We start from the raw sequence: 20,721 nt of genomic DNA, 5'->3' as shown, positions 1-20,721 counted from the left end.
CATCCATCGGTTGAACTCACATCACAAAGCGGCCAAACCCGAGGAAAACGACGTCTGCTGTGAGCGAAAAGCTGACTTAATTAGCCGCCTTAAATTTTATTTTCCGTTGGTTTTTTTGATATTATTATCAAAATTATTTCGTCATACATGGAGTAAGACTAATGAGTATCTACATAAGAACAGCTCGACTTTCTGATATCGAGGGTATGTTCGACGTCAGAACATCGGTAATCGAGAATCACCTGAGCCGTGAAGAGATGCGGCAGATGGGTATTACCGAAAGCGTCGTAGGCGATATGGTTGAAAAAAGTCTTTGCGCATGGGTTGCGACTGAAAATAATAAAATCATTGGCTTCTCCATGATATTTCCGGATGAAGGCTGTCTGTTTGCGGCCTTTGTTCTGCCTGAATATGAAGGCAAAGGAATAGGTCGCAGGCTTGTTATGCTCGCCGAGTAGGAGTTATTCCAACATCATGAAATTGCCTGGTTGGAAACCGATAAGAATAGTCGCGCGGCGAAATTTTATATGCAACTCGGTTGGGGTAATGAAACAGATCTCAATGGCACAGACATCAAATTAGAGAAATCTCGTGACGTTTAATTCACAGAATTTTCATCGATTTCCGCTCATGGCACTTAGCGGACAACTAATTTGAACACCGTCCGCTGTGAGCGACGAGCAGACCGTCAGGTTTGCAGCAAGACGGCCAGTGAACTGGCAATAATAATTGAAATTATACCCATGCCTTATTTTGGATAACCACTCTGTATCCATCTGGGTCAACAAATGTCCTTCCGTTGATATCCCAGTAAGGGTTAAATGAATTCGTCATGTTGAATCCGGCTTCTATCATCCTTGCACAGGCATCTATCCACGCATTTTCATCTGAATAATAAAGAACGAGTAAATCCTCCTCAGTTTGCAAAGGTTGAATGGGATGACTAAGGCAAAAGGTGAATTCAATGTGCCAGTCTAAGCCCTTCCGTCCTAACATCAGTCCATTGAAACCGTCATGATCATTGAATTCAGCTATTTTGTGTAAATCCAGTCCCTGACTGTACATCAGAAAAGAGCGTTCAAGATTGGAGACGGGTTTGGCAATACGCATATGAGTAAACAATTAGATGTTCTCCGCTGAAGCTTTTTCTTGAGCGTTAAAATTCAGCTCAAGTTTACACATGATCATATTTTCAATTTATCCAGGAGAGCTTACAAAATGTCCGCTATTGACGCGAAGCTGACCTGTGCGCTGCACGGTCTGCAATGTGCGAAGAACGGACGTTACGGTGCTGCCTGGACACTGCTATACCATTTCATTCATGACGGCCAGATAGGTTGAATGATGCAGTTCGGGACTTAAAGGAATTAACAAAAAGCATAACCTATTGTGAATCTAAAGAATCTCTCGGTATAACCTTCTTAAGGTATAGAGAGACGCACACAGGTATAGAGGAGAAGGATAATGATTTCAAAGGATAATGCAGAGCATTATGTCTGGGGCGACGATTGCGACGGTTGGTATTTGTTAAACCGCCCGGACATGCTGGTTATTCATGAACAAATGCCGCCAGGCACTTTTGAAAAACGACACTTTCACTCCGTTTCAAGGCAGTTTTTCTTTGTTATTACTGGCATTCTTTCCATGGAGTTGGAAGGAGAAATTCATAATATTAAGGCTCTGCAGGGCCTGGAAATCCCACCGGGTTCAAAGCATCAAGCCAGAAATGACACTGGGTCTCCCGTAGAGTTTATTGTAATTTCGCATCCGACAACACGAGGGGATCGTTCTGACCTTCCTTCACCCTACTGACAGCTCGCGAGTATTTGCCAGTCCGCTTCTGGCACGAAGCGGTTATCTGACAGACCTGAAGGTCCACTGTGAGCGAATAGCGGACGTCAAAATGATAGCTACAGGGATGTTCTCCGCATTAAACATAATAACCCAGCGCCGAACCATTCATCGAGTACACCTATTGCCTTGATAGTTAGCGCGATCACAATATCAGCACTTATTGTTAATATGCTAATAGTAACCTTGGTTATCATTATCTCATCGAAAGCAAACACGCTTTCAACCATAAAAACCAAGGATAAAGACCATGAAAACTATCAAAGCTATGTCTATCGCCGCCGTTGCAGCTCTTTCACTGATGTCAGCAGCCAGCTTCGCGCAGAGCGTTACCGCAACGTCCCTGACTATGGACGGTGCCGAGGCCAAAATTGCCGCGCAGGCCCAGCAGCAGGGTGCGCAGTACAAAATCATTGAGGCCAGCAACGGCAACGTCGTTCACATGACCGCTGAGCTGTACAAATAACGGATGGTCGCAAAAGGAAGTGCCAGGAAAGGTCGCCCACGGGCGGCCTTTTTTGTATCTGAACCGTTATACAGGCACATTGAACAGAACATCTCAGCAGCGAACCTAAGCAGTGTCTTCAGCTGGCGTTCCCTGGTGAAAAACCAGAGTCCAGTGTCCTTTATCCGAATACAGCCAGCAGGAAGAACGCAATGCAGGACGACTGCCGTCATCATAAGACGTCCGGTAGTGAAGCATGGCGCAGCCTACCCCCATTTCGGTGAGTCGGAAATTACTGCTGATAATAGGTGATGCAGTTTTCTCGTTTAATAGCGACGTGATCGTCTCTGCACGATCAACCATCACGCCTGACCTTGTGATTTCCAGGAATTCAGGGTGGAGAAGCCGCTCAAGCCACTCCCGGTCGTTTCGCCTGTCATCGTGAAGGCTGCATTCCAGCAACCTGAGCTTTTCCAGAAGCATTCTGCTTATCCTCAAGTGATCCTATCGGATGCTCTCTTCTAACATAAAAGTGCCTTACTGAACGCTGTAGGCTCTTCTATTTTGTAATTTCATTCAAAACGCTCCGCCAAACACGCGTAGCATCCCTGTTTCGCATTGTGTATCTGGATATAGCTAATCTGCGGGTCGGCAAAGAAAATCTCTATGAAATTTTCTACAGATTGGCCTTCGCAAATATCTGCCTTAATTAGAAAGTGCTTTTCGTTATATGCTCGTAATGAAAGGACTCTGCCATTCATAACTTCAGGTAATTCGTTGATATAAATTCCTTGCTCGGTACATCCCTCCCAAATATATATTGCATGAGAGCCGCGATAAGGTGTATCTGCTGGCTGATAAATGTGGTTGATAAGCAGAGCGGTTTCGCCAACAGGTATATCGCATAATGAGATCCTGTCGGGATAACCGGGGTAACTAGTGACAATTTGTCTTACGGCTCCGTATCTTCCCAGATAGCCATCACTACGCCCAAAAAGATGAGTAAAATGCTCGGCTCTAAGCCAGAAATTCTATATTTCATGATGCCTCCAGTAGTATCAGCATCACCTTAGTGGTTTTTCTAAGAAGAAACTCGCTGTTTCCGGTCAGGGAAATATTGGTTATTGGCGAGTATGAAATTTTCGCATAATGGCCGCTCCCCTTTGCTCAACACAGATTGTTGTTAGCTACTTCAGCTCTTGGCACGAAGCGGACGCGTATGCCACGTCTACTATGAGCGAAGCACGGACATTGCATCCCCGATAAAGTCAGGGATCAGTGTTGTCCCATTATCTGTTCTGAAATGGTGATTTTTCAGGCAGCGTACTTTATTCTGGTTAAACTCCTTTTACAGGATCTAACCATGATAACCGTAGAGAAATCAGATCCATTTTCTTCAGAATCCCATCGCTTAATCGAAATGCTGTCAGCTGAACTTGCCGCTATTACTGGCGATAATGGCAAAACCAACTTCACCGTTGAAGCTATGAACAATGACAAAGCATTATGGGTATTAGCAAAAAATGCACATGGCGATGCGATAGGATGCGGTGCAATCCGCCCATTAACACAAAACATAGCTGAGCTTAAAAGAATGTTTTCAGACCGAAGCGAGCCAGGAGTAGGTCTTGCTTTACTCACTTTTCTGGAAACTTCCGCAAAACAAATGGGATATCGTGAACTAAAGCTGGAAACACGATATATCAACCATCGGGCCATCAGTTTTTACGAGAGAAATGGATACATCCAAATTGAGAATTATGGCCCATACGTAGGCAGAGAAGAGGCTATCTGCTTCTCAAAGGTATTGTGCTGATTATATTTATCAGACCTCACTTCCGCTTCTGGCACAGAGCGGGCATTGATGGCATTAGAAGTATGAGAGTGCCATTGTCATACTGGACACAATCCTAATTCTGTCCGGAATATGCAGATTGAAATCAGTGGGAGAATCATGGATATCCAACTCACAAACGTTACCCCGGAGAGCCCAGGATTTGCTGAGTTAAAATCGCAGAGCATGGCTGAAGGATTTAACATGTTACGACGACTGGAAGATAACTGGCTTAGCGGACTGAACCGCTTTGACAGACCCGGAGAAAAACTAATTGGGGCTTCTGTAAATGGGTTGATCGTTGGCGTCTGTGGACTCAACGTTGATCCATCTACGCTAAAAACTGGCATCGGACGTCTGCGACATCTCTATGTAGACTCAGGATGGAGAAAAAGGCAGGTTGGCAGCGCCCTGCTCAGTGAAATACTTATGGATTCTGGCCACTGGTTTGATTTTATCAACACAAACGCTCCTCCATCGGCATTCACCTTCTATGAACGAGCTGGCTTTATTGCTTTAACTGGCATAGAAAAAGTCACGCACCATCTATGCCTCAGAGACCCAGCGCGTTAATTCAGTCACGTCCTGGACAGACCGCATATCTTGTCCAGTGAACCAATTTTCAGCAGCGCCTGCCCAGATACAGCCTTGACGCATCCAAGCCTTACCCCTTTCAGGCAAATCAGAGCCATTACAGTTAAATCCGCGCCGCCTTGGACACGCTGCGTTTTCTAACCAGGCATGCAGTACGGCGGCTTAAACATCTTCAGGAAATCAAAGGAACTGGCTGGCAGCCATAAAAAGCTTGTCGTATGTCTCAGGGCGTGAAGCGGACTTTTGATTCATGACGATTCCCTGTTTTTGCTTAGCTGAACATTACCTATATGCGAAACGCCTGGACTGGCAATTTCAGGGAGTCCCAATTACTATCCAGAATCTATGGATGTGAACATTTTTGGCTTTATGCCAGCATTACTCCCTGTTGCACTGTCCCCCGGAGCGAGCTTTACTCTCGTTATGAACAGTGCTCTGGCAGGAGGTAACAAAGGTTTATTCAGAACTCTCACAGGAACAGCTCTGGGCATATATACCCATGCATTTTTTATAGGGCTTGGTATTACGGCAGTGCTCATCTCATCGCCAGCAGCGTTTGCTGTGCTTAAAGTAACCGGAACTGTCTATCTGCTTTGGTTAGGCGCGATGCTCATCCGCAGTGGGATAACGGTAAATTCAGGCGGGGTTAGTGGCGCAAGGCATTCCGTGACTTTAAAAGAGGCTTGGCTGGCTAATGTTTTGAACCCTAAAGCCATCCTTTTTTATCTGACAGTCGTTTCACAGTTCGCAGGCGCGAAGGGTGGCGTTAGCAACTACCTTATACTGGCATCAGTTCATATAGTGGTTATGAGCTTCTGGCTTTTTGCAATCACTCAAATGCTCATATTCTCAGCCAAAAAAACCAACCCATTAATGCTGAAAAAATACGTCAACATTGTCGGCGGGATGATGCTCATTGCTTTTTCTCTGCACAGCCTTATCTATTAACTCCTCAGCCAGAGCCATCCGTTGAACTCACAGCACGAAGCGGCCTTCCCCACTTTATTTTGATCTGCAATCTAATAAGAACACCCAAACTCAAAGGAAACTCATTTTTTAACCAGTTTTGCAGAAGAGTTTTGCTGGAGTTTTGCAGAAGACCTCTCACGTCGATTTTCAACGATGAGGCTCATCATGGATGCCAACACCCTGCCCGGTAAGTCATAACAAGTGCCGCCACACTTCAGGCATTTTTCACTGGAAAGTCTCGATTTTCGACACTATTATCAGCTCACTTATTCACCCACTGATAACTAAGGAGGATTACTATGCCATCGTGTGATTTGTTTGTTTACTCACACTTCTAAAGGATTTAAGTATTGATATAACTCACTGTATTTAAAGGGTAATGAATCATTTAAAACTTAAGTTCTGGATGCTTTTCGTTAAATTTTTATTGTTTAGATATCAAGACGTTACTTATCATTTTGAAGAAACCAAAAAAGTTACTATTCAACCTTCCCCACTCTCATGGTGACTTAACCTAGAACCTAAACTTTACATAATTAATGACTCACAGATTAAAAATGATTTAGCCCATTATTTTTATTAAGATACTTAAGTTTTCTCGATATTATTTTTTAAGTTATTCTAATGGTGTGGCTTATCAGAGAATAATTTCAGTCTGTTCTAAATATGCCATTGCATCAAGTATAGATGACCAGCCTGTAGACTTTGTGAGGGGATAATTCAGAACTTTCATCCCGTTATGCAGATAGATATCACAGGTTTTTGATTTACCATCAATTTTGATATCCAGTATTATTCTGCGAGCTATTAATTGAAATTCCTTGCGGTCGGCTACGTTGAGTACATTTAATGCAGAAGCAGCCTTCATGTCGCGCTCATCCTGTATTTCAGCCATGTCACTCTTTAACTTGATTATCTCAGCAGAAATTTCAGCAGCTCTTACTGTCAGCTCTCTGACATCTGGCGCAAGCTCTATGGCCTTAATCACGTTCTGAAGCTTACCAGTTAATTCCAGCTGCCTGGCTGTCATTGAAGTTAATGCAGTTTCGCTTGATAAATGCAGGTCCATTCCTGAAGCACCTTTTATTACTCCAGTAATCAGGTAGCGATCGGTTAAATCTCTTCTGATCGCTTCAGTTTTACATCTGTGCTGACGCCGCATTGAGCAAACATAGTAGCCATAACCCTTTGTGTTGATCCCCGTCAGTATAATGGCATGCCCACACTCTTTACAGTGCATCAGCCCTTTAAAAATATTTATTAGATGGGGATTAAAATTGGTGTTCCTTCTGCTTTCAGGTTCGTAACTTATACGTCTTACCCGCTCAAAATCATCGATACTAATGATTGAAGGGTAATAATTAGAAATGTCCTCAACATCGGGAACTGTTATGCGATATGACGGAGAAAGAACGCCAATCACAGCTTTAGATTTAACCAGTCTTTCAATTGAAGCTGAATTCCATTGTGAAACTTTTCCACGAAGATTTTTCTTACCCTGAACATTCAGTGCCTGACTGATTTTCTCAAAGGAGCGGCCATCGAGTCTCATTTCGAAAATGGTTCTGATAATGTCTGCTTTGTCTTCAATTACCTCAAAACCATTACCAGCAGCGTTTACTTTCAACCAAGAGGGGCAATGGCGGGTCATTATTTCCCCCTTTTCAGCGGCCTGTTTACGCTTTTCGGCCCAGACTGCTCGCTGTCGTTTAGATTTGATCTCGCTTTCTTCGTTAGCGCGCTGTGCTATCAGAATTGCTTTGATGATCGAGTAAGGGTCGTCAAGTGAATCGCGGGTATAATGCGTGCCATCAGTGAGTGTGACCACATCGATCCCCGCTTTGAGGATTGTACGGAGTCTGTCGGACGCATCACCTATTTTTTCTCTTGATAGACGATCCAGACTTTCTACAAGGAGTACACTGCCCGCTTCAATTAACTCCCGTTGCACCGCTTCCATAAATTCAGAAAATGCGCCTGAAATAGCATGCTGTCCCCTGTATGCGCTCAGCCCAAGGTCCTCGAATGTTACCGGATCAAGGTAGTAGTCAGCGTTATGTTTAAGCCATTCATCAATTAATTTCTTCTGTCTTCTGACTGAATCTCCCTGGACCTGCTGTAAAGATGAAAAACGTAGATAAGCTATAGCCCTTTTCATATTTCCCCCTTTATCCTGATAGAGACAACTGATATTTAGCATTTAAGAATATTATGTTTGGCGATTGACTGAACAATATCAGGATTATATCTCAATAAAATGGCCGTTATTGTGACGACGAAGTGGGCCATTAAATCCGCGTCGACCAACATGAGAGGTGTTTGAAATCTCCCGTATAAAACACGACATCACGAGTAACGAATACAAAAGCAGAAAATAAGTCATGTATATACATCAATCTACTGACAACATCTTACTATATAGGTTGTGTTTGAACTCTCGCAAACCATAAATATTCATTTTTATGACTAAAAATATCTGTAACCTCTTTACTGATTAAGGCGACCTCCTTAATCTAATAGCTAACGCAGGGCAATTGAGATGCACAGTAAAATATTTTGCGCTTTTTTAATCTTGGCCTCAATTACAAGTGGGGCAGCTATTGCTTCACCTGTTGATTACAATGTTAATGCAAACAGGACGACCATCTCCATGGGCTATTCGCAAGGAGAACTTCGTGACTTCGGTTCTCTCTATGGGGGAAATCTAACGGTACAGTATGAACCCGATCTACCAGTAGGAATCATGGGTTCAGTGACAGCTCTGCGGTCAGACCTGGACGTAATTACTAGCGGCATTAGAAAACATAAAGGATCATCATCAACAAAACCTGGCAACAGTGCTGAGTATTACTCGGCGATGTTTGGTCCAACTCTTCGGTTAAATAAATCCATTAGCATTTATGCACTGGCTGGTATATCGCATGGCAAAGTCGATAAAGCCTCAGTTGCTAACTCAATTAGTGGCAAAACTTCCTCCACTAGCTCAAACACTAACAGATTCGCCTACGGCATCGGCATGACTGCTAACGTAACAGACCATCTAAATCTCAGTATGGGATATGAAGGTTCCAGTGTCAGGTTCGATGAAAAATCACATCCCATTAATACCGTCATGCTGAGTGCCGGCTATCGCTTCTGATTACGTTACCCCCCCCTCAATACACGTAATGGGGCCTTTATCATTCATATCATGTTGGATTTCAAAGGAACCAGAAATGAAAAATAATTTGATTAAAATGATCGCCGCATTGGCCTGTGTTTTTTGCATGACAGCAAAAGCAGTGTATATTCCAGACCGCGCCACGATGTTATTTGGTTATGAGTACGGATCAATTGAGGGTTATGGCAGCCTCCACGGACCCAACTTTAAGATGATTTACGAGCCTGAGAGCGTGTTTGGTATTGTCGGCTCTTTGACGGCTCTCAGAAATATATGGGATAACACGGATGAGTTTCACAATGAGAAGAACATCAATGGCAAACGCATCAGAGTCAAGACTGATAAAAAAGCCACACAGGATACAAAGTATTATTCTGCCATGTTCGGCCCATCCTTCCGCATAAACGATTTTTTGACTGTTTATGGCACTTTTGGGTTGTATCATTTGAGAATGGATAAGCCCCTTATACATGACCCGGTCACGAATAAGATCGGAAGAAATGGTTCCCACTCTTACAACAACGTTGCCTTTGGTGCTGGCGTAATCCTGAATGTGACGGATACGCTCACGCTTGCAGCAGGATATGAAGGGGCGCTAGCAGAGAAAAATCAGGATTACCACAGCCTGAACGCCGCATCACTGAGTATGGGGTATCATTTTTAAACAATTCCTGCCTTAAAGCATTGAGCTGATTAAATCAGCTCCCTCAGCTAGATTTGCCTCAGCTTAAACATTTTTTATTCCGGGACGTCTGGCCAGCGAATGGAACTAACATTTCCCGGTTCAATGCGGTATACATCAACAAAATGCTTCTTCCATGATAAAAGTTTTAGGGTTTCTTCATCCGTTAATGCATGAAATTCTTCAACAATCTTCAGCTGTCGAATTTCGGTGTCAGCCGTCATTAACATCGAATTTCTTTTACTCACTGCATCCGCTATACGCTCCTGTTCGGAAGGTTCAGGAGCATCAGCCCAGCAAGGCATACCATTCCTATCGGCACCACGAGTTTTTCCGTGTGGAGGCTCCCCGTGGTAATTTAGCCAGAGCGCTTCTGATATTTTTATGACATCATCACTCCATGAACCATTCTGAATGTATACCGCTTTCTCATCCAGGTCATAAAAGGCTTTTGTTGTTGCACTGAATCCAATATTCATATTATTACACTCTGCTTTCAGTGACCAAACGCAACCCAGTAGAATCCGGTTTCACCAGAACCGGCGTTCAACTCAAAGTGTGTGGCATCAATCACACTGATATACGGGTTCACGACACTCTTTTTATGTGTTCTGTTCAATGAAAACTGAACGTTGAGGCAGCCAGAAGGAAATGCGATGGGAAAACTAACGTTGGTGCTGTTGCTGGAGCGTTCAAAACTCCCACCCTGAATAATGAGTCGCTTATTGGGTGATTTATAGTACCAGGCTTTCTTAACGCCTGCAGTTACAGGCAACAGTCGTTTAAGCCATTTTTCCAGACTTCCGTCCCAAAGTTTACCTCCTACATCACCTTCCTCAGTCAGTTCGGCCTCCCCTACCTTCAAACTTTTTTCGATTGTCAGATTGCCCTGTACAACGACATCGCCGCCAATATGTCCTCCATCGCGGGAATAATACTTTTGGTCCGATTCATCTTTGGTGTAGCTGCTTTTAGGTGAACTGAGAATCCAGGCGCCGATTGCGCTATTCCATTCAACTTCCGTAGTATTTCCCTGAGAAATCTGACCAGGCGGCAATTCCTGGTGTTCAGCAGTGAGGATGCTGGCCGCTGGAAAATGACTTACCGCCAGTGCCGACGGACCCGAATTTGTATTTTTCGCACGAAAATGTAATCGCATACCGTCGCTGATATGGCCTATTGTTGGCTGAAAAGAGACCTGATAGTGATTTACGGTTCCCGAATCCATTCCGTAAGTTAGCCTGCCCTGCTGAATCGCACCGATGAGACCATTTACGGGTAGAAAGGGAGCGCCATCAGCGGGACGGATATCCGCCGCATTAACATGACGATCGCCATAGTTAATCGTGATGACCCAGGCAGATGTATAGCCTGCATCGGGAAGAGGCGTAATCTGAGAGCCAGATGCAGCAGCTACTCCAGCTTTGAGACGAACAATACATGCACCTGAACGCACCGTACTCTGAGCATTGCCCGTGTTATCAGGGCCGCTAAATGCCATAGCAGGATCTGCAGCGTTGTAATAAGGTAGAACAGTTTGGCCGCCATCCACATCGTTATAGGCTACCTGAATCAGATAGTTGATGCTGTGGCCAGGCGTCGCTGGTGCAGACAGGTGGAATGTAACTGAATCAGGATTAAGTCCCTGCTTCAGCAGTGTATGTGTCGTGTCTGCTGCCAGCGATGAATACGGCGTACCGTCTGTGTTGTGCAGACTGTAAATCTGCCCTTCTCCTATGCTCACTGCCAATGATTCGGCAACATCTGGTGTACAGACGAGTCCATGAAGATAGGTATTATCTCCCATAATGACTGATGCCAGTTTGGCCATCCCTGTCATGGCGAATTTGTTGGTGTTAAGCAGGTCAGTTTCGAGCGGAATTGCGCCCGGATAAACGATGAGACGATCCATGATTTCCCCATAGAAATGGCATTTGCTTAAGTGTCCTTAATGACGCCATTTATCTGAATTGACTATTTACTGCAGTCGCACCCATACGAGAGTGCCTTCCATCTTCACTGCTTCAATAGCAGCGTAAATCTGTGCATCCGTGATACTGCAGGCAACCATCTCACGAGAAACATACTCCCCCTGAGATGATCGCCCGTATGCCGCTGTAGAAGTCCGGTAGCCCGCTACCCACGGAATGCCCGCCTTCTTTGAACGCTGGACAGTAACAAATGCCTGGTAAGGTAAAAGGGATGAACCATAACCACCAGCCGCGCCATAACCCATTGTCGGCCGACTATATGCTCCCGTGTCCTGCACCCGCTGCGGCTCAAATATCGTCGGTGAATTACCCGTCAGTTCTGCAAGAACATCGTGGATAGCCTGTCGTGTTCCCCGCTCCCGTAACAGTGCCCGTTTAATCACCGTGCGAAAGACGTCATCAGTCATATTCACAGGCCGCGTAAGAGAGTTCCCGAAAAAATCATACGCCGCTATATCCAGCCAGCCATCACTGGCGGAAGAGATACGGATCTGTGTTTTGGCGTAAAGATACAGGGTGTAGCACCAGGATAACGCCGCCGCGCATGCTGAAAGCGGTCCATTCAGAATGGTGCTTTCCTCTGCAAACCATGCGGGAGGAAGCAACACCTTGAGTCTGGTGTAAAAGTCGTTCTGATCACCTTTGGCCATTCAGCTCACCACGATTTTCCCGGCACGAATAATCTGTCTGGCAGAAACCGCAAAATCCGCCATGCCACCGTTTACCGTCAGAGAAGTAACGTTGATTACACATGGGCTGGCGGCATAAGCCACTCTTACCAGCTGGGTGTAGGCAAGCAATTTGCCCAGTGACAGGCTCGACAGGTATTGATTAAGAGAAGCGCGCACCTGATTGACGATCTCCGCGTGATTAGCAGTGGCCTCAGTAGTTACCATTAAAACGACATCGACTTCGATGGTTTCTGGGGGGAACACGCCGAACGACACCGTGAATCCCCGGGTATTTTCGATAGCCTGATAGGTTTTTTTCAGTAATGCAGGTGCGGGCAGCCCTGTGCCATCATCCACCACAGCAAAAAAATAGCCGGGCTTAAACTCTCCTTCCGGCGTGACATTTTCAGTCAGCGTATAACTGATACCGCTTTGCAGATTACTGATCGCAAAACCAATAGCCGCTTTCGTGGCTCTGGACAGTGAAGCAATCCACAGCACAAAGCGCGCGCGGTAGCTGTCATCGGATTCAGCATCCTTACCGTTTGTAAAAGCATCGTTGTTGGTCACGGCATCAACCGACATTACCGAGCCCGTTATGACAGTAACTGTCTTCGCCTGCGCGTTACCTTCAGTCCCGGCAATATTCGCACGCACCGGGACGGCTAGTGAACTGACACCGGGGGCGATGACATACGCAGCCCGTGCTGCATCCCACTCTTTAATCAAAGTGTTGGGTATGACTGAATAGGTCTGAGAGCCGTCAAATGTTGTCACCTGCGCGCCTTCCTTAATCAATGCCTCGCTGCCTGGAGTAAACCGGCTAAACGTCACTATCCCACTGGCCTGAACGGCCTGAAGGCGGAAAAAACTGAAGTCCGCCATCCAGCTGTCCAGGTCTTCGCCAGAGCAGGTAGCTGCACGTGTCGTGACCAGCAACTTCACTATCATCTGCTGTAGCCACATGGCCACCCCAGCGTTTGATTCCGCCAGCGATCGCAGGATGCTACCGATCGAAAAATCCAGCAATTTTTCCGCTCGGGCCTGAATAGCCGTGACCTGTTCACTGACGAGTTCAGAGAATGACCTGGTGTTAAGGGAAGCCATCGCTTTACCTCGTGACGTCGAAATGGAGAAATTCATTGACCCTGGTCTTGGCGTCGGTGTAAGCAATTGAGACACTGACCCCACCTTCAATAGTTGTCAGCCTGATTACCGGAGATGGATTACTGGCCACCGATTCCTCCAGTAGCATCTGCCCGGTGATGAGCGCTTTCCACTCTCCAGGGTTAACCGTCTCACCAATTTTTTTTGCCAGTCCGGCGCCATATTGGGGGTGAAAAACGTAGTCGCCCGGATTAGTCAGTAGGCGACGTAAAATTCGTTGCTTAGTGCGCTCGCTTCCTTTAACTGTGCGCAGGTCTCCAGTAGGCGCCTCCTCGAGGTCGCCACCTGTGAAATGATAGATGTCGTACATGCACTAAGGCGCCCGCGTTGATTTAATCTGCTGCTCGGGAGGGTCAGTACGGTTACCCCGACCTTTTTCAAGGTGGGTATGACCGCCATAAACAGTGCGGATGCGATGTAACGATCCAAACCTGCCGTTTTTGTCGAAGATCTCTTTAACGACCCTGAGGTTTTTCTCGATCGTCACATCACCGCCGGTAAAGTGATGCGCCGGTGCGTTAAAGGTGAGTTTGATTTTCGCACTTAACTTAACTTCACCGCTGTTCAGGAACTTCAGGAGGGAGCCACTCTTATGCATCAGCCAGAACTCGCCTGATGGCGGCCCAGGACAACGGTCTTCATCGTTATAAAATTGCCCTGCTGCCATGCCGACGCCTGTCAGACCACTATCAAACTCAATCTCCACCACTGCACCGATCATCGGTCCAGCGGCCATGCCCCAGCCATTGCCTACCCAGGGAGAACTCAGTGATATCCAGCCTGTTTCTTCACCCGTAGGTTGCAACTGAACCTTCACGGCATAATTGTCAGGATCATAGGCAGTGATGATGCCCTGGCGTGTGCCACTTTCACCGGCGGCACTCTGTTGTGCTGTCGCCGCCATGATATTCAGTAATGCTCTCAAAGCCAGACTCCCAGCGCTGGGCTGTGGTTTTTCCCTGATATGTCCATGGTGTACCCCGTTTCCCAGCTCAGCGTCCGGCGTACACGATCACAGTGGTAAATCTGGTCGAAAGGACTCTGTGTTCCCTCAATACGTACATGTGTACCCGGCATAAGCAGATTGTCGCCTGCCGTTGATCCACTGAACTTCATCTCATGCTGTACCACCTGCCGGTAAATGGATTGCGCCAGCGCGTGAGCACCCTTTTCTGACAACCCGTTGCGGATGACCCGATAGACCTGCTTTTGGGATGTGGCTTTTCCTGGTGCGATACTTTTAGCCGAAGCCGGAAAGGACACTACAAACTGCTTATTTTTCAGTTTTGCATTCCAGCTCAGCACCTCAACCGTAATCCCCCGGGAAATGGTCAGCGCGCGTGAAAACGACAGGTCGTCGGAGGTATTGCACTGTGGATACGCCAGCAATCCGGGAGGCTGCCATCGAATGACATAGTTCTCAGCTTCAGCCGGATCCCGTTTCGGCTCAAAGTGCAGGTTGTCGCCATCCACGTAAACCAAGAAATTCTCAATGGCCGCAAGCGTTGTGATGAGGTCCCACTCCGTCTGCTCACCTGTCAGGTGTGCAGTATCAATCTGGTAAAATTCGCCAACACGCCTGCTGGTTGCGGTAACAACCGGCGTCAGGCTGTGCCGTTTGGCCAGCATGGTCGCTATCTGTGAACTGGTCAGGTTTTTAAAGCTTTCCCCTGTGGTCTTCGCATCAATAAGCTTTGCGGCAAAGTCACGTCCTTCAGCCGATATCACAAAGCGCGCGGGTTCGAAGTGCCAGGTATCAATGTTGCCAGTGATGTGCTTCTTCTCATCAATGCCTGCTCGCGTGCTGACCGAGATGAACAGTTCAACCCGGATAGTCGTCTGCACTGCCCACCAGTTCAACATCTGCATGGCGGCTGGCAGAGCTGTGATGGCCAGCGTCAGATCAAACGTCCCGGCGCCGCGAAAGGCATGAGCCTCAACACTAAACGATATGAAAGACACGTCAGTGCCATTTAAAAGACAACGCCCGCTGATTTGGCGGGCGCTGGATAAAAAAAGAGGATCGTTGACGTCCATAGTTAGCTCGTCGTTCCTGAGGGTATTTGAAGAGTGTTGATACCGCTCAGTTGCGGATCGGTCAGGTCGTTAGCTTCCGCAATTCTGGTCCACATAGATGCGTCCCCGTACTGTTCTGATGCCACCTGATACAGATTGCCTCCAGCAAGGGTTACGGCTTTAACCCCCTCCGCAGACTGACCTGTTCTGACGTTTTTATTCAGTCTTTCCAGCACTTCCTGTAACCGATACAACGCTAAAATACGCGTGCTGCAGTCCAGATGGATAAGCAGGTTATTCACAGTTTTTGATACCGGATTACCTGGAACCAGGCCACCGAGTGAGGTGATATCGCTGGCAGCGGCTTCCAGTAATGCCAGCTCATGCTGGATAATATTACGGGCGGCAATGAGGGGTTTGATTACAGACTGAATCTGCGCGACGGTAGCATGGGCAAAGTCCGTAATCTGTTTTACCGCCTGATGGAAATCTTTTACTGCCCTGGTGACAGCATCGATGCTGATCATACTGGACAGACCCAGCGCACGTCCAAGGTCACTGTCAATCAGTCCTTGCAACGCTCCAATTAGCGCATCAACTTTTGTCGGTGCACCGTCATTGCTCACAACGGCCACTTCAATTGAATAAGGTCGGCGCCAGATAAACTCATACACTGATGTGAATCGGGTAATAATTACCGTAAAGCGGTAATCGTCGAAAGTGAGCACTGTTGGTCGCCCTTCATCCCGCATCCGTTCAAGAGCACTAACGCGTTCACTGGCCTGCAAGCCAGTGATGACGCCAGACCAGGTCAACGGATCGTATTCGGTACCCAGCACATCAATGATGCGCCTCCCTCCAATTAGTTGGTGCTGAACTGTCTTCTGCCGACCGGGAATAACCACACGTTCCGGCACTTCGAATTCCATAAATTCGAATTCGCCTAACATCAGACGTGTGGCGGTCGGATCTCCACCACCGGTGAAAGATAAATTTTCATATTGAATACTCATACGATGATGACTGGACTTTTCCGGTAAGAGGCATTAAAAATCGGTGTTCAGGGATTTACGCCTAATGAGGGCTAAGGGGATTGCATGCGTCACACTGTCCATTTTTTGTGTCCGGTTAACATGTCCACTGTGTCAGGTCTTCAGGACGCGTGTCTGAAAGCTTTGGGGAGTGGTGCAACGCAAATTAACCTGCACATCTCCAGCCCTGGCGGTGAATTGTTAGCCGGTTTTACGGCTTATCACTTTTTAAAATCCCTACCTGTTCCGGTGCATACACACAATCTCAGTAACGTTGAGTCCATTGCAACGGTAATTTATCTGGCTGGTAGTGACCGCCGGGTAAACCCAGGTTCGCGCTTCTTGATCCACCCTCTTCAGTGGGGCTTCACTAATCATGCTGCTGACCACGCCCGAATAGCAGAGTGGGTGAGAAGTCTCGATAATGATATGAAACGCTTCATTGATATCCTCACCGCAGAGACGAAAAATTCTGGTACAGACTGGTCTGCGAAAATAGAAAGTGCTTCATTTATTGATGCTGAGCACGCCGTAAATTGTGGTCTTGCTGATTCTGAGATCCGTGCGACGCTTGAAGGTTCGATAACTAACTGGTGGGTTAACTGCTAAAATTATTGAGGATGCAATACTGCGCGCGATGCATGAAGGTTCAGTGAGTCAGGCCCCCAAATTACTTAACACAAATGCTTATAAAGTACATTGTGGGGTTATTGATGTAGTGCGTACGCGTTTTGCTGTTCCTGAATCAATGTCAGAATAAGTTTGTGATCATAAGTTGTTCTCCAGAGATTCAATTGCCATCCGCATAGCCTGATGTTCCTCTCCGGTAAGAATTTTGTATCGTGCTGCAAGCTTTTCAATCTCTTCAACTAACAATAGACGGGTGGTCTCTTCTCCCCTGGCAGCTTTTTGTATAGCTACCTGCCCTATAATCTGACACGCATCATCAAAATTCTGTTCGAGTTGTTTACTTAATTTAGACACCATTGGCTCTTAATTTCTGGTTGTTAGTCTTAACTAAGAGTGGATGAATATAAGATAAATTCCAATAAGAAAAAAGGAAATATTGAGGAGTATCAATGCGCTGCCCTTTCGAATCCCATGTAGAGGGATTCACACCTCGTTTCATGGTTCATCCACACTGAGATGATCACGGCCCCTGTCCGATAAAAGATGAAACTTTTCCGCTTTACATGTACTTCTCTCAACATAATCTACAATCATAATTGTCTTTATCACCCCCTGTGATGAGACCCGCTCTTGTTGGAAATTTGGCACAGGATTGTGCCCAGCCCGGTTGCCACCACTACCGGGCTTTTATTTTTATCAGCCCTTCTCATCCCTCATTGTCTTTAATCAGATGCTTTACTTCTCACAAGATTATTAGCAATTGACGGCTATCAGATAACTGAAGTTTTGTTTCACGTTACTGCCGCTTTAGCTTGTCGCCCGCATGAATCGTCGATCGCTACAATTGATGCATAAAAAATGATTAGGAACAGTATGGCGGGCATAATGATGACGATGAATTTTAAGATGCATACGAAACTCAGCCTGACCCCGCCCCTTAAGTCAAATTTTGGTTGCTTATTTGATCTGCATCATTCTATTCCCTTGCATGAGGGTGGAAAAAACACACAAGCTGCCTAATATTTTTTTGTGAGTGGCCTAACACTAACCTTTATCCAAGATTAATTGAGGACTGACTATGGCAGAAGTAAAACTCAGAGGCGGTGCAGGTAATTTTGCTAACGATCCTAATAGAGCGAGTGAGGCCGGTAAGCGAGGAGGACGTGTCAGCGGTGGTAACTTTAGAAACAACCCGGAACGAGCAATCGAAGCTGGACGTAAAGGAGGACGTATAAGCCGTCGCCCTCCAAACGCATCTACATGACGCATTAATAAGATATGTGCCATGGATTGGCATAAATACCTGTCCTACTCCCTATTATTAGGGCCTTTTAATTCTACAGTCATATACAATTAAGGAATTAGAGAGCTTCTTTATTGTTGATAATTTCACCACCAATTTTGGCAATGAACTTCTTTTATTACCTTTTAATGTTGAATACGATTCGGCATTAAATAAGTATCATAAGGCCTTTCTCCTTATGTTTCGTACGGTGCCAGGATAATTTAATTACAGTTAAGGCATAAATACATTACTGACCTGGCCCGGATGAGTCATTAGCATAGATGGATCGAATCTACTGCTCCCTTCTGTTGCACGAGTCGCCTCACGTACCTGATGTTGCGTTACGGCCTCGCCCACTGATTTTTTATCCAGATAGACCTTGCTGTGAACCTGTATCATCTGCTGAATTCTGTCTGGCAGTGGCGGGACGTCATTACCGCGATGTAAGCTTTGCATACCTTTAGCATAATCTGTCCCACCCTTATTTCTTCCCTGCGTTGCCATGGCGATCGCTAATGCTGAATGAGTTCCGGAAACGCGTGTACCACGGGTTATGGCCTCAATATCATCGTACAGCGTGTACGCGCTCTTCTTCAGCTGGCGTTGAGCCGTTGTCGGAATGTTGACGCCTGGCAGGTTGTTGAGCAGGCCGATGATGTAGTCAAACAACCGGTTAAAGCCTGACTGCATACTTTCTCCGAACTTATCCGCCCTGCTCTCAATGCCTTCCCACCAGCCAATGAAATGCTGCCCCATTCCCTTTATTGCGGACCAGGTGGTACTGCCCACTTCGCTGAACTCTCTCCACATTCCCGTCAGAGCGGGACGGACGCGTGCCCAGTTGCTGTAAATCAGTACGCTGGCACCTGCAACTGCTGCGATGGCCAGCGTCACCGGACCACCCAGCATGGCGGCAACAGAAGTTACAACGCCGAGACTGCCCACCAGCCTTGCTCCGGCAATGGTGGCACTTAACAACAGAATGCCACCGGACAGCAGTGTCAGACCCGCGAGCGCAGTCGCAGAGTAAGCCGCAATCCGGGTGGCCCATGGATTGTCTTCGGCGAACTGGCTGAGCTTGTCGATAAATCGTGTAAGTCCCAACGTCAGGCTGGTTACCGTGGGCAGCAGCTGGATGCCCAGGATGGCTTTCAGGTTGGTCCAGGCTGCCGTGAGCCCAACAGCGGCCCCGTCAGGTGAATTCAGATAAGTGCCGTAAGCCGCACTGTAACTCTGCGCACGGTGGAATACCGTAGCGTCTTTTCTCAGCTTAGCGGCATTCTTAATGTGCTGGCCATAAAACTGTCCGGCGTTACGGTTCAGGTATTCACCGAGCATGTTTCCGACTTCATCATCGGTAAGCCCGCTGCCGTAACGCTGTCGGATTTTATCCGCCATCACGGCAGCAAGTTTATCGGGGCGGGAAAACAACCTCGCATACTCCGGCTTCAGACCGCTACTGGTAACGGACTCACTGCCAAGACTCTGCCGGTATAAATCCCTCTCTTCAGCCGACATGTTGCGCATAGCTTCGCGCATCATCTTCAGTCGTACAGGACTGACACCCTCTTCCAGCATGCCTATTTCAGCGAGCAAACCCTTTGCCTTCCGGTCCATGTGCCCACCAATCAGCGAACTGAATGCTGTCATAAGCGCAGTACCGGATTTGTTACCCCCTTTGTCCATGCTCATCAGGCCAGCAAACTGACCATACAGATATTGCGGATCGAGCATCATATAAGCGGCTTTGCCCGTCTGCGAGGCGGCAAGAAAGTCTTTCGGGCTGACACGTCCGCGTGATGCTAGCTGTACCTGAGACATCATTGACAGCTCATTCAGGAATCGGGCGGGATCATTAATCACCGCACCGCCACGGTGCTCTAAAGCCTTCGCTGCGGCATTGACCAGTCCGTCAGTTGCGCCTTTACCAAGCGCCATACGTACTGTCGCTTCATAGCGGGCAAATTCTGGCGCGGTCTCAACGGCATGGTGCAGGTCACCAAAGGCTGTATGCAGGTCCTGAATCAGGCGAATATTACCTGCAATCGTGGTACCCAGCGTCTGGTGTGCCAGCAACTGCGCCTGCCCCGTTACAGCGGCATTATCCTGAGCGGAAAGATTAAGCGTGCGGAAATCAGTCTGAGCACGCACCAGGTCTCGTGCAGCCTTAAGGGTTGCGTCCAGTCCTTTTGTAATACCCAGGCCAACAGCTGTCAGACCTCCACCACCAATCGTCATTCTCCCGATCTGTTTCATCTGCACCTGAAACAATGCAGCCTGCTGGTGGGTGTCTGCAAACCTGCGGGAGACAGCCAGTAAACCAGCGGAGATGTTTTCAGTCAGACTGAGCCTGACGGCAACCTTATAGGCCTCTAAATCCATCTCCACTCCGTCT

Annotated in this window: 24 protein-coding genes and 1 pseudogene; 11 read left to right on the top strand and 14 right to left on the bottom strand. The window is 47.0% G+C overall.

What is annotated here, in order from left to right:
• Nucleotides 1–161: 161 nt before the first annotated feature.
• On the top strand, nt 162–458 hold the full coding sequence (locus ACXIZX_RS21175; RefSeq protein ID WP_479404927.1) for an N-acetyltransferase family protein: 297 nt from the start codon (nt 162–164) through the stop codon (nt 456–458).
• 277 nt (nt 459–735) lie between these two features.
• On the opposite strand, the gene ACXIZX_RS21170 is transcribed toward ACXIZX_RS21175, so the two are convergent.
• Nucleotides 736–1,110: a VOC family protein gene (locus ACXIZX_RS21170; RefSeq protein ID WP_154182749.1), complete on the bottom strand. Its 375-nt coding sequence runs from the start codon at nt 1,108–1,110 to the stop codon at nt 736–738.
• Nucleotides 1,111–1,218: 108 nt separating this feature from the next.
• On the opposite strand from ACXIZX_RS21170, the gene ACXIZX_RS21165 reads away from it, so the two are divergent.
• From ACXIZX_RS21165 to ACXIZX_RS21155, 3 genes are all read left to right on the top strand, one after another.
• On the top strand, nt 1,219–1,341 hold the full coding sequence (locus ACXIZX_RS21165) for a hypothetical protein (protein WP_286176388.1): 123 nt from the start codon (nt 1,219–1,221) through the stop codon (nt 1,339–1,341).
• Between the two features lie 123 nt (nt 1,342–1,464).
• The gene (locus ACXIZX_RS21160; RefSeq protein WP_179452957.1) at nt 1,465–1,812 is read left to right on the top strand and encodes a cupin domain-containing protein; all 348 of its coding nucleotides are present in this window, start codon (nt 1,465–1,467) and stop codon (nt 1,810–1,812) included.
• Nucleotides 1,813–2,101: 289 nt separating this feature from the next.
• Nucleotides 2,102–2,317: a YdgH/BhsA/McbA-like domain containing protein gene (locus ACXIZX_RS21155; RefSeq protein WP_008102115.1), complete on the top strand. Its 216-nt coding sequence runs from the start codon at nt 2,102–2,104 to the stop codon at nt 2,315–2,317.
• Between the two features lie 105 nt (nt 2,318–2,422).
• Here the strand turns inward: ACXIZX_RS21155 and ACXIZX_RS21150 are convergent, their stop codons facing one another.
• Nucleotides 2,423–2,779, bottom strand: a complete 357-nt coding sequence (locus ACXIZX_RS21150; protein ID WP_479404926.1) for a nuclear transport factor 2 family protein — start codon at nt 2,777–2,779, stop codon at nt 2,423–2,425.
• 89 nt (nt 2,780–2,868) lie between these two features.
• Nucleotides 2,869–3,338: pseudogene (locus tag ACXIZX_RS21145) on the bottom strand (DUF1203 domain-containing protein).
• A 321-nt stretch (nt 3,339–3,659) separates the two neighbouring features.
• Here ACXIZX_RS21145 and ACXIZX_RS21140 point away from each other — a divergent pair.
• From ACXIZX_RS21140 to ACXIZX_RS21130, 3 genes are all read left to right on the top strand, one after another.
• A complete protein-coding gene (locus tag ACXIZX_RS21140; RefSeq protein WP_008102119.1) occupies nt 3,660–4,112 on the top strand; it encodes a GNAT family N-acetyltransferase in 453 nt (150 codons plus the stop codon).
• A 138-nt stretch (nt 4,113–4,250) separates the two neighbouring features.
• On the top strand, nt 4,251–4,703 hold the full coding sequence (locus ACXIZX_RS21135; protein WP_036647762.1) for a GNAT family N-acetyltransferase: 453 nt from the start codon (nt 4,251–4,253) through the stop codon (nt 4,701–4,703).
• Nucleotides 4,704–5,069: 366 nt separating this feature from the next.
• Nucleotides 5,070–5,672, top strand: coding sequence for a LysE family translocator (locus ACXIZX_RS21130; protein WP_479404925.1), 603 nt, complete (start codon nt 5,070–5,072; stop codon nt 5,670–5,672).
• A gap of 658 nt (nt 5,673–6,330) precedes the next feature.
• Here ACXIZX_RS21130 and ACXIZX_RS21125 read toward each other — a convergent pair.
• Nucleotides 6,331–7,851: a recombinase family protein gene (locus tag ACXIZX_RS21125; protein ID WP_479404924.1), complete on the bottom strand. Its 1,521-nt coding sequence runs from the start codon at nt 7,849–7,851 to the stop codon at nt 6,331–6,333.
• A gap of 381 nt (nt 7,852–8,232) precedes the next feature.
• Here ACXIZX_RS21125 and ACXIZX_RS21120 point away from each other — a divergent pair, with 381 nt between their 5' ends.
• Entirely contained in the window at nt 8,233–8,832 is a 600-nt protein-coding gene (locus ACXIZX_RS21120) for an Ail/Lom family outer membrane beta-barrel protein (RefSeq protein ID WP_479404923.1), read from the top strand.
• 76 nt (nt 8,833–8,908) lie between these two features.
• Nucleotides 8,909–9,517: an Ail/Lom family outer membrane beta-barrel protein gene (locus ACXIZX_RS21115; RefSeq protein ID WP_479404922.1), complete on the top strand. Its 609-nt coding sequence runs from the start codon at nt 8,909–8,911 to the stop codon at nt 9,515–9,517.
• Between the two features lie 74 nt (nt 9,518–9,591).
• Here ACXIZX_RS21115 and ACXIZX_RS21110 read toward each other — a convergent pair whose 3' ends face one another.
• The 8 genes from ACXIZX_RS21110 to ACXIZX_RS21075 form a co-directional block, all read right to left on the bottom strand.
• On the bottom strand, nt 9,592–10,014 hold the full coding sequence (locus ACXIZX_RS21110; protein WP_479404921.1) for a tail fiber assembly protein: 423 nt from the start codon (nt 10,012–10,014) through the stop codon (nt 9,592–9,594).
• Between the two features lie 17 nt (nt 10,015–10,031).
• Nucleotides 10,032–11,447, bottom strand: coding sequence for a gp53-like domain-containing protein (locus ACXIZX_RS21105; RefSeq protein ID WP_154183841.1), 1,416 nt, complete (start codon nt 11,445–11,447; stop codon nt 10,032–10,034).
• Nucleotides 11,448–11,513: 66 nt separating this feature from the next.
• The gene (locus ACXIZX_RS21100) at nt 11,514–12,176 is read right to left on the bottom strand and encodes a hypothetical protein (RefSeq protein WP_479404920.1); all 663 of its coding nucleotides are present in this window, start codon (nt 12,174–12,176) and stop codon (nt 11,514–11,516) included.
• On the bottom strand, nt 12,177–13,340 hold the full coding sequence (locus tag ACXIZX_RS21095) for a baseplate J/gp47 family protein (RefSeq protein ID WP_479404919.1): 1,164 nt from the start codon (nt 13,338–13,340) through the stop codon (nt 12,177–12,179). It lies immediately after the preceding gene.
• Nucleotides 13,309–13,674: a GPW/gp25 family protein gene (locus ACXIZX_RS21090; RefSeq protein WP_154183837.1), complete on the bottom strand. Its 366-nt coding sequence runs from the start codon at nt 13,672–13,674 to the stop codon at nt 13,309–13,311. The genes ACXIZX_RS21095 and ACXIZX_RS21090 overlap by 32 nt, the downstream gene beginning before the upstream one ends.
• 3 nt (nt 13,675–13,677) lie before the next feature.
• Nucleotides 13,678–14,289 carry a phage baseplate assembly protein V gene (locus ACXIZX_RS21085; protein ID WP_154183835.1) on the bottom strand — a complete coding sequence of 204 codons (612 nt, stop codon included), beginning with the start codon at nt 14,287–14,289 and terminating at the stop codon, nt 13,678–13,680.
• A complete protein-coding gene (locus ACXIZX_RS21080) occupies nt 14,286–15,401 on the bottom strand; it encodes a type VI secretion system Vgr family protein (RefSeq protein ID WP_154183833.1) in 1,116 nt (371 codons plus the stop codon). The genes ACXIZX_RS21085 and ACXIZX_RS21080 overlap by 4 nt, the downstream gene beginning before the upstream one ends.
• A 2-nt stretch (nt 15,402–15,403) precedes the next feature.
• Nucleotides 15,404–16,393 (bottom strand): hypothetical protein, encoded by a 990-nt coding sequence (locus ACXIZX_RS21075; RefSeq protein ID WP_479404918.1) that lies wholly within the window; start codon nt 16,391–16,393, stop codon nt 15,404–15,406.
• Nucleotides 16,394–16,477: 84 nt separating this feature from the next.
• Between ACXIZX_RS21075 and ACXIZX_RS21070 the strand changes: the two genes are divergently transcribed.
• Entirely contained in the window at nt 16,478–17,020 is a 543-nt protein-coding gene (locus ACXIZX_RS21070; RefSeq protein ID WP_154183830.1) for an ATP-dependent Clp protease proteolytic subunit, read from the top strand.
• Between the two features lie 159 nt (nt 17,021–17,179).
• On the opposite strand, the gene ACXIZX_RS21065 is transcribed toward ACXIZX_RS21070, so the two are convergent.
• On the bottom strand, nt 17,180–17,398 hold the full coding sequence (locus ACXIZX_RS21065) for a DUF2767 family protein (protein WP_154183828.1): 219 nt from the start codon (nt 17,396–17,398) through the stop codon (nt 17,180–17,182).
• A gap of 721 nt (nt 17,399–18,119) precedes the next feature.
• Here ACXIZX_RS21065 and ACXIZX_RS21060 point away from each other — a divergent pair.
• Nucleotides 18,120–18,305: a con-10 family general stress protein gene (locus ACXIZX_RS21060; protein WP_154183826.1), complete on the top strand. Its 186-nt coding sequence runs from the start codon at nt 18,120–18,122 to the stop codon at nt 18,303–18,305.
• 252 nt (nt 18,306–18,557) lie between these two features.
• Here ACXIZX_RS21060 and ACXIZX_RS21055 read toward each other — a convergent pair whose 3' ends face one another.
• Nucleotides 18,558–20,708: a hypothetical protein gene (locus ACXIZX_RS21055; RefSeq protein WP_154183824.1), complete on the bottom strand. Its 2,151-nt coding sequence runs from the start codon at nt 20,706–20,708 to the stop codon at nt 18,558–18,560.
• Between the last annotated feature and the right edge of the window lie 13 nt (nt 20,709–20,721).

The organism is Candidatus Pantoea symbiotica (assembly GCF_056491525.1).
Note: the sequence above shows the minus strand (reverse complement) of the source record. Positions and strands in the feature narration are given on the sequence as shown.

Bases quoted from the DNA above. Each gene is read 5' to 3' on its own strand.
- ACXIZX_RS21175 (WP_479404927.1), top strand. From the start codon at position 162: ATGAGTATCTACATAAGAACAGCTCGACTTTCTGATATCGAGGGTATG.
- ACXIZX_RS21170 (WP_154182749.1), bottom strand. From the start codon at position 1,110: ATGCGTATTGCCAAACCCGTCTCCAATCTTGAACGCTCTTTTCTGATG.
- ACXIZX_RS21165 (WP_286176388.1), top strand. From the start codon at position 1,219: ATGTCCGCTATTGACGCGAAGCTGACCTGTGCGCTGCACGGTCTGCAA.
- ACXIZX_RS21160 (WP_179452957.1), top strand. From the start codon at position 1,465: ATGATTTCAAAGGATAATGCAGAGCATTATGTCTGGGGCGACGATTGC.
- ACXIZX_RS21155 (WP_008102115.1), top strand. From the start codon at position 2,102: ATGAAAACTATCAAAGCTATGTCTATCGCCGCCGTTGCAGCTCTTTCA.
- ACXIZX_RS21150 (WP_479404926.1), bottom strand. From the start codon at position 2,779: ATGCTTCTGGAAAAGCTCAGGTTGCTGGAATGCAGCCTTCACGATGAC.
- ACXIZX_RS21140 (WP_008102119.1), top strand. From the start codon at position 3,660: ATGATAACCGTAGAGAAATCAGATCCATTTTCTTCAGAATCCCATCGC.
- ACXIZX_RS21135 (WP_036647762.1), top strand. From the start codon at position 4,251: ATGGATATCCAACTCACAAACGTTACCCCGGAGAGCCCAGGATTTGCT.
- ACXIZX_RS21130 (WP_479404925.1), top strand. From the start codon at position 5,070: ATGGATGTGAACATTTTTGGCTTTATGCCAGCATTACTCCCTGTTGCA.
- ACXIZX_RS21125 (WP_479404924.1), bottom strand. From the start codon at position 7,851: ATGAAAAGGGCTATAGCTTATCTACGTTTTTCATCTTTACAGCAGGTC.
- ACXIZX_RS21120 (WP_479404923.1), top strand. From the start codon at position 8,233: ATGCACAGTAAAATATTTTGCGCTTTTTTAATCTTGGCCTCAATTACA.
- ACXIZX_RS21115 (WP_479404922.1), top strand. From the start codon at position 8,909: ATGAAAAATAATTTGATTAAAATGATCGCCGCATTGGCCTGTGTTTTT.
- ACXIZX_RS21110 (WP_479404921.1), bottom strand. From the start codon at position 10,014: ATGAATATTGGATTCAGTGCAACAACAAAAGCCTTTTATGACCTGGAT.
- ACXIZX_RS21105 (WP_154183841.1), bottom strand. From the start codon at position 11,447: ATGGATCGTCTCATCGTTTATCCGGGCGCAATTCCGCTCGAAACTGAC.
- ACXIZX_RS21100 (WP_479404920.1), bottom strand. From the start codon at position 12,176: ATGGCCAAAGGTGATCAGAACGACTTTTACACCAGACTCAAGGTGTTG.
- ACXIZX_RS21095 (WP_479404919.1), bottom strand. From the start codon at position 13,340: ATGAATTTCTCCATTTCGACGTCACGAGGTAAAGCGATGGCTTCCCTT.
- ACXIZX_RS21090 (WP_154183837.1), bottom strand. From the start codon at position 13,674: ATGTACGACATCTATCATTTCACAGGTGGCGACCTCGAGGAGGCGCCT.
- ACXIZX_RS21080 (WP_154183833.1), bottom strand. From the start codon at position 15,401: ATGGACGTCAACGATCCTCTTTTTTTATCCAGCGCCCGCCAAATCAGC.
- ACXIZX_RS21075 (WP_479404918.1), bottom strand. From the start codon at position 16,393: ATGAGTATTCAATATGAAAATTTATCTTTCACCGGTGGTGGAGATCCG.
- ACXIZX_RS21070 (WP_154183830.1), top strand. From the start codon at position 16,478: ATGCGTCACACTGTCCATTTTTTGTGTCCGGTTAACATGTCCACTGTG.
- ACXIZX_RS21065 (WP_154183828.1), bottom strand. From the start codon at position 17,398: ATGGTGTCTAAATTAAGTAAACAACTCGAACAGAATTTTGATGATGCG.
- ACXIZX_RS21060 (WP_154183826.1), top strand. From the start codon at position 18,120: ATGGCAGAAGTAAAACTCAGAGGCGGTGCAGGTAATTTTGCTAACGAT.
- ACXIZX_RS21055 (WP_154183824.1), bottom strand. From the start codon at position 20,708: ATGGATTTAGAGGCCTATAAGGTTGCCGTCAGGCTCAGTCTGACTGAA.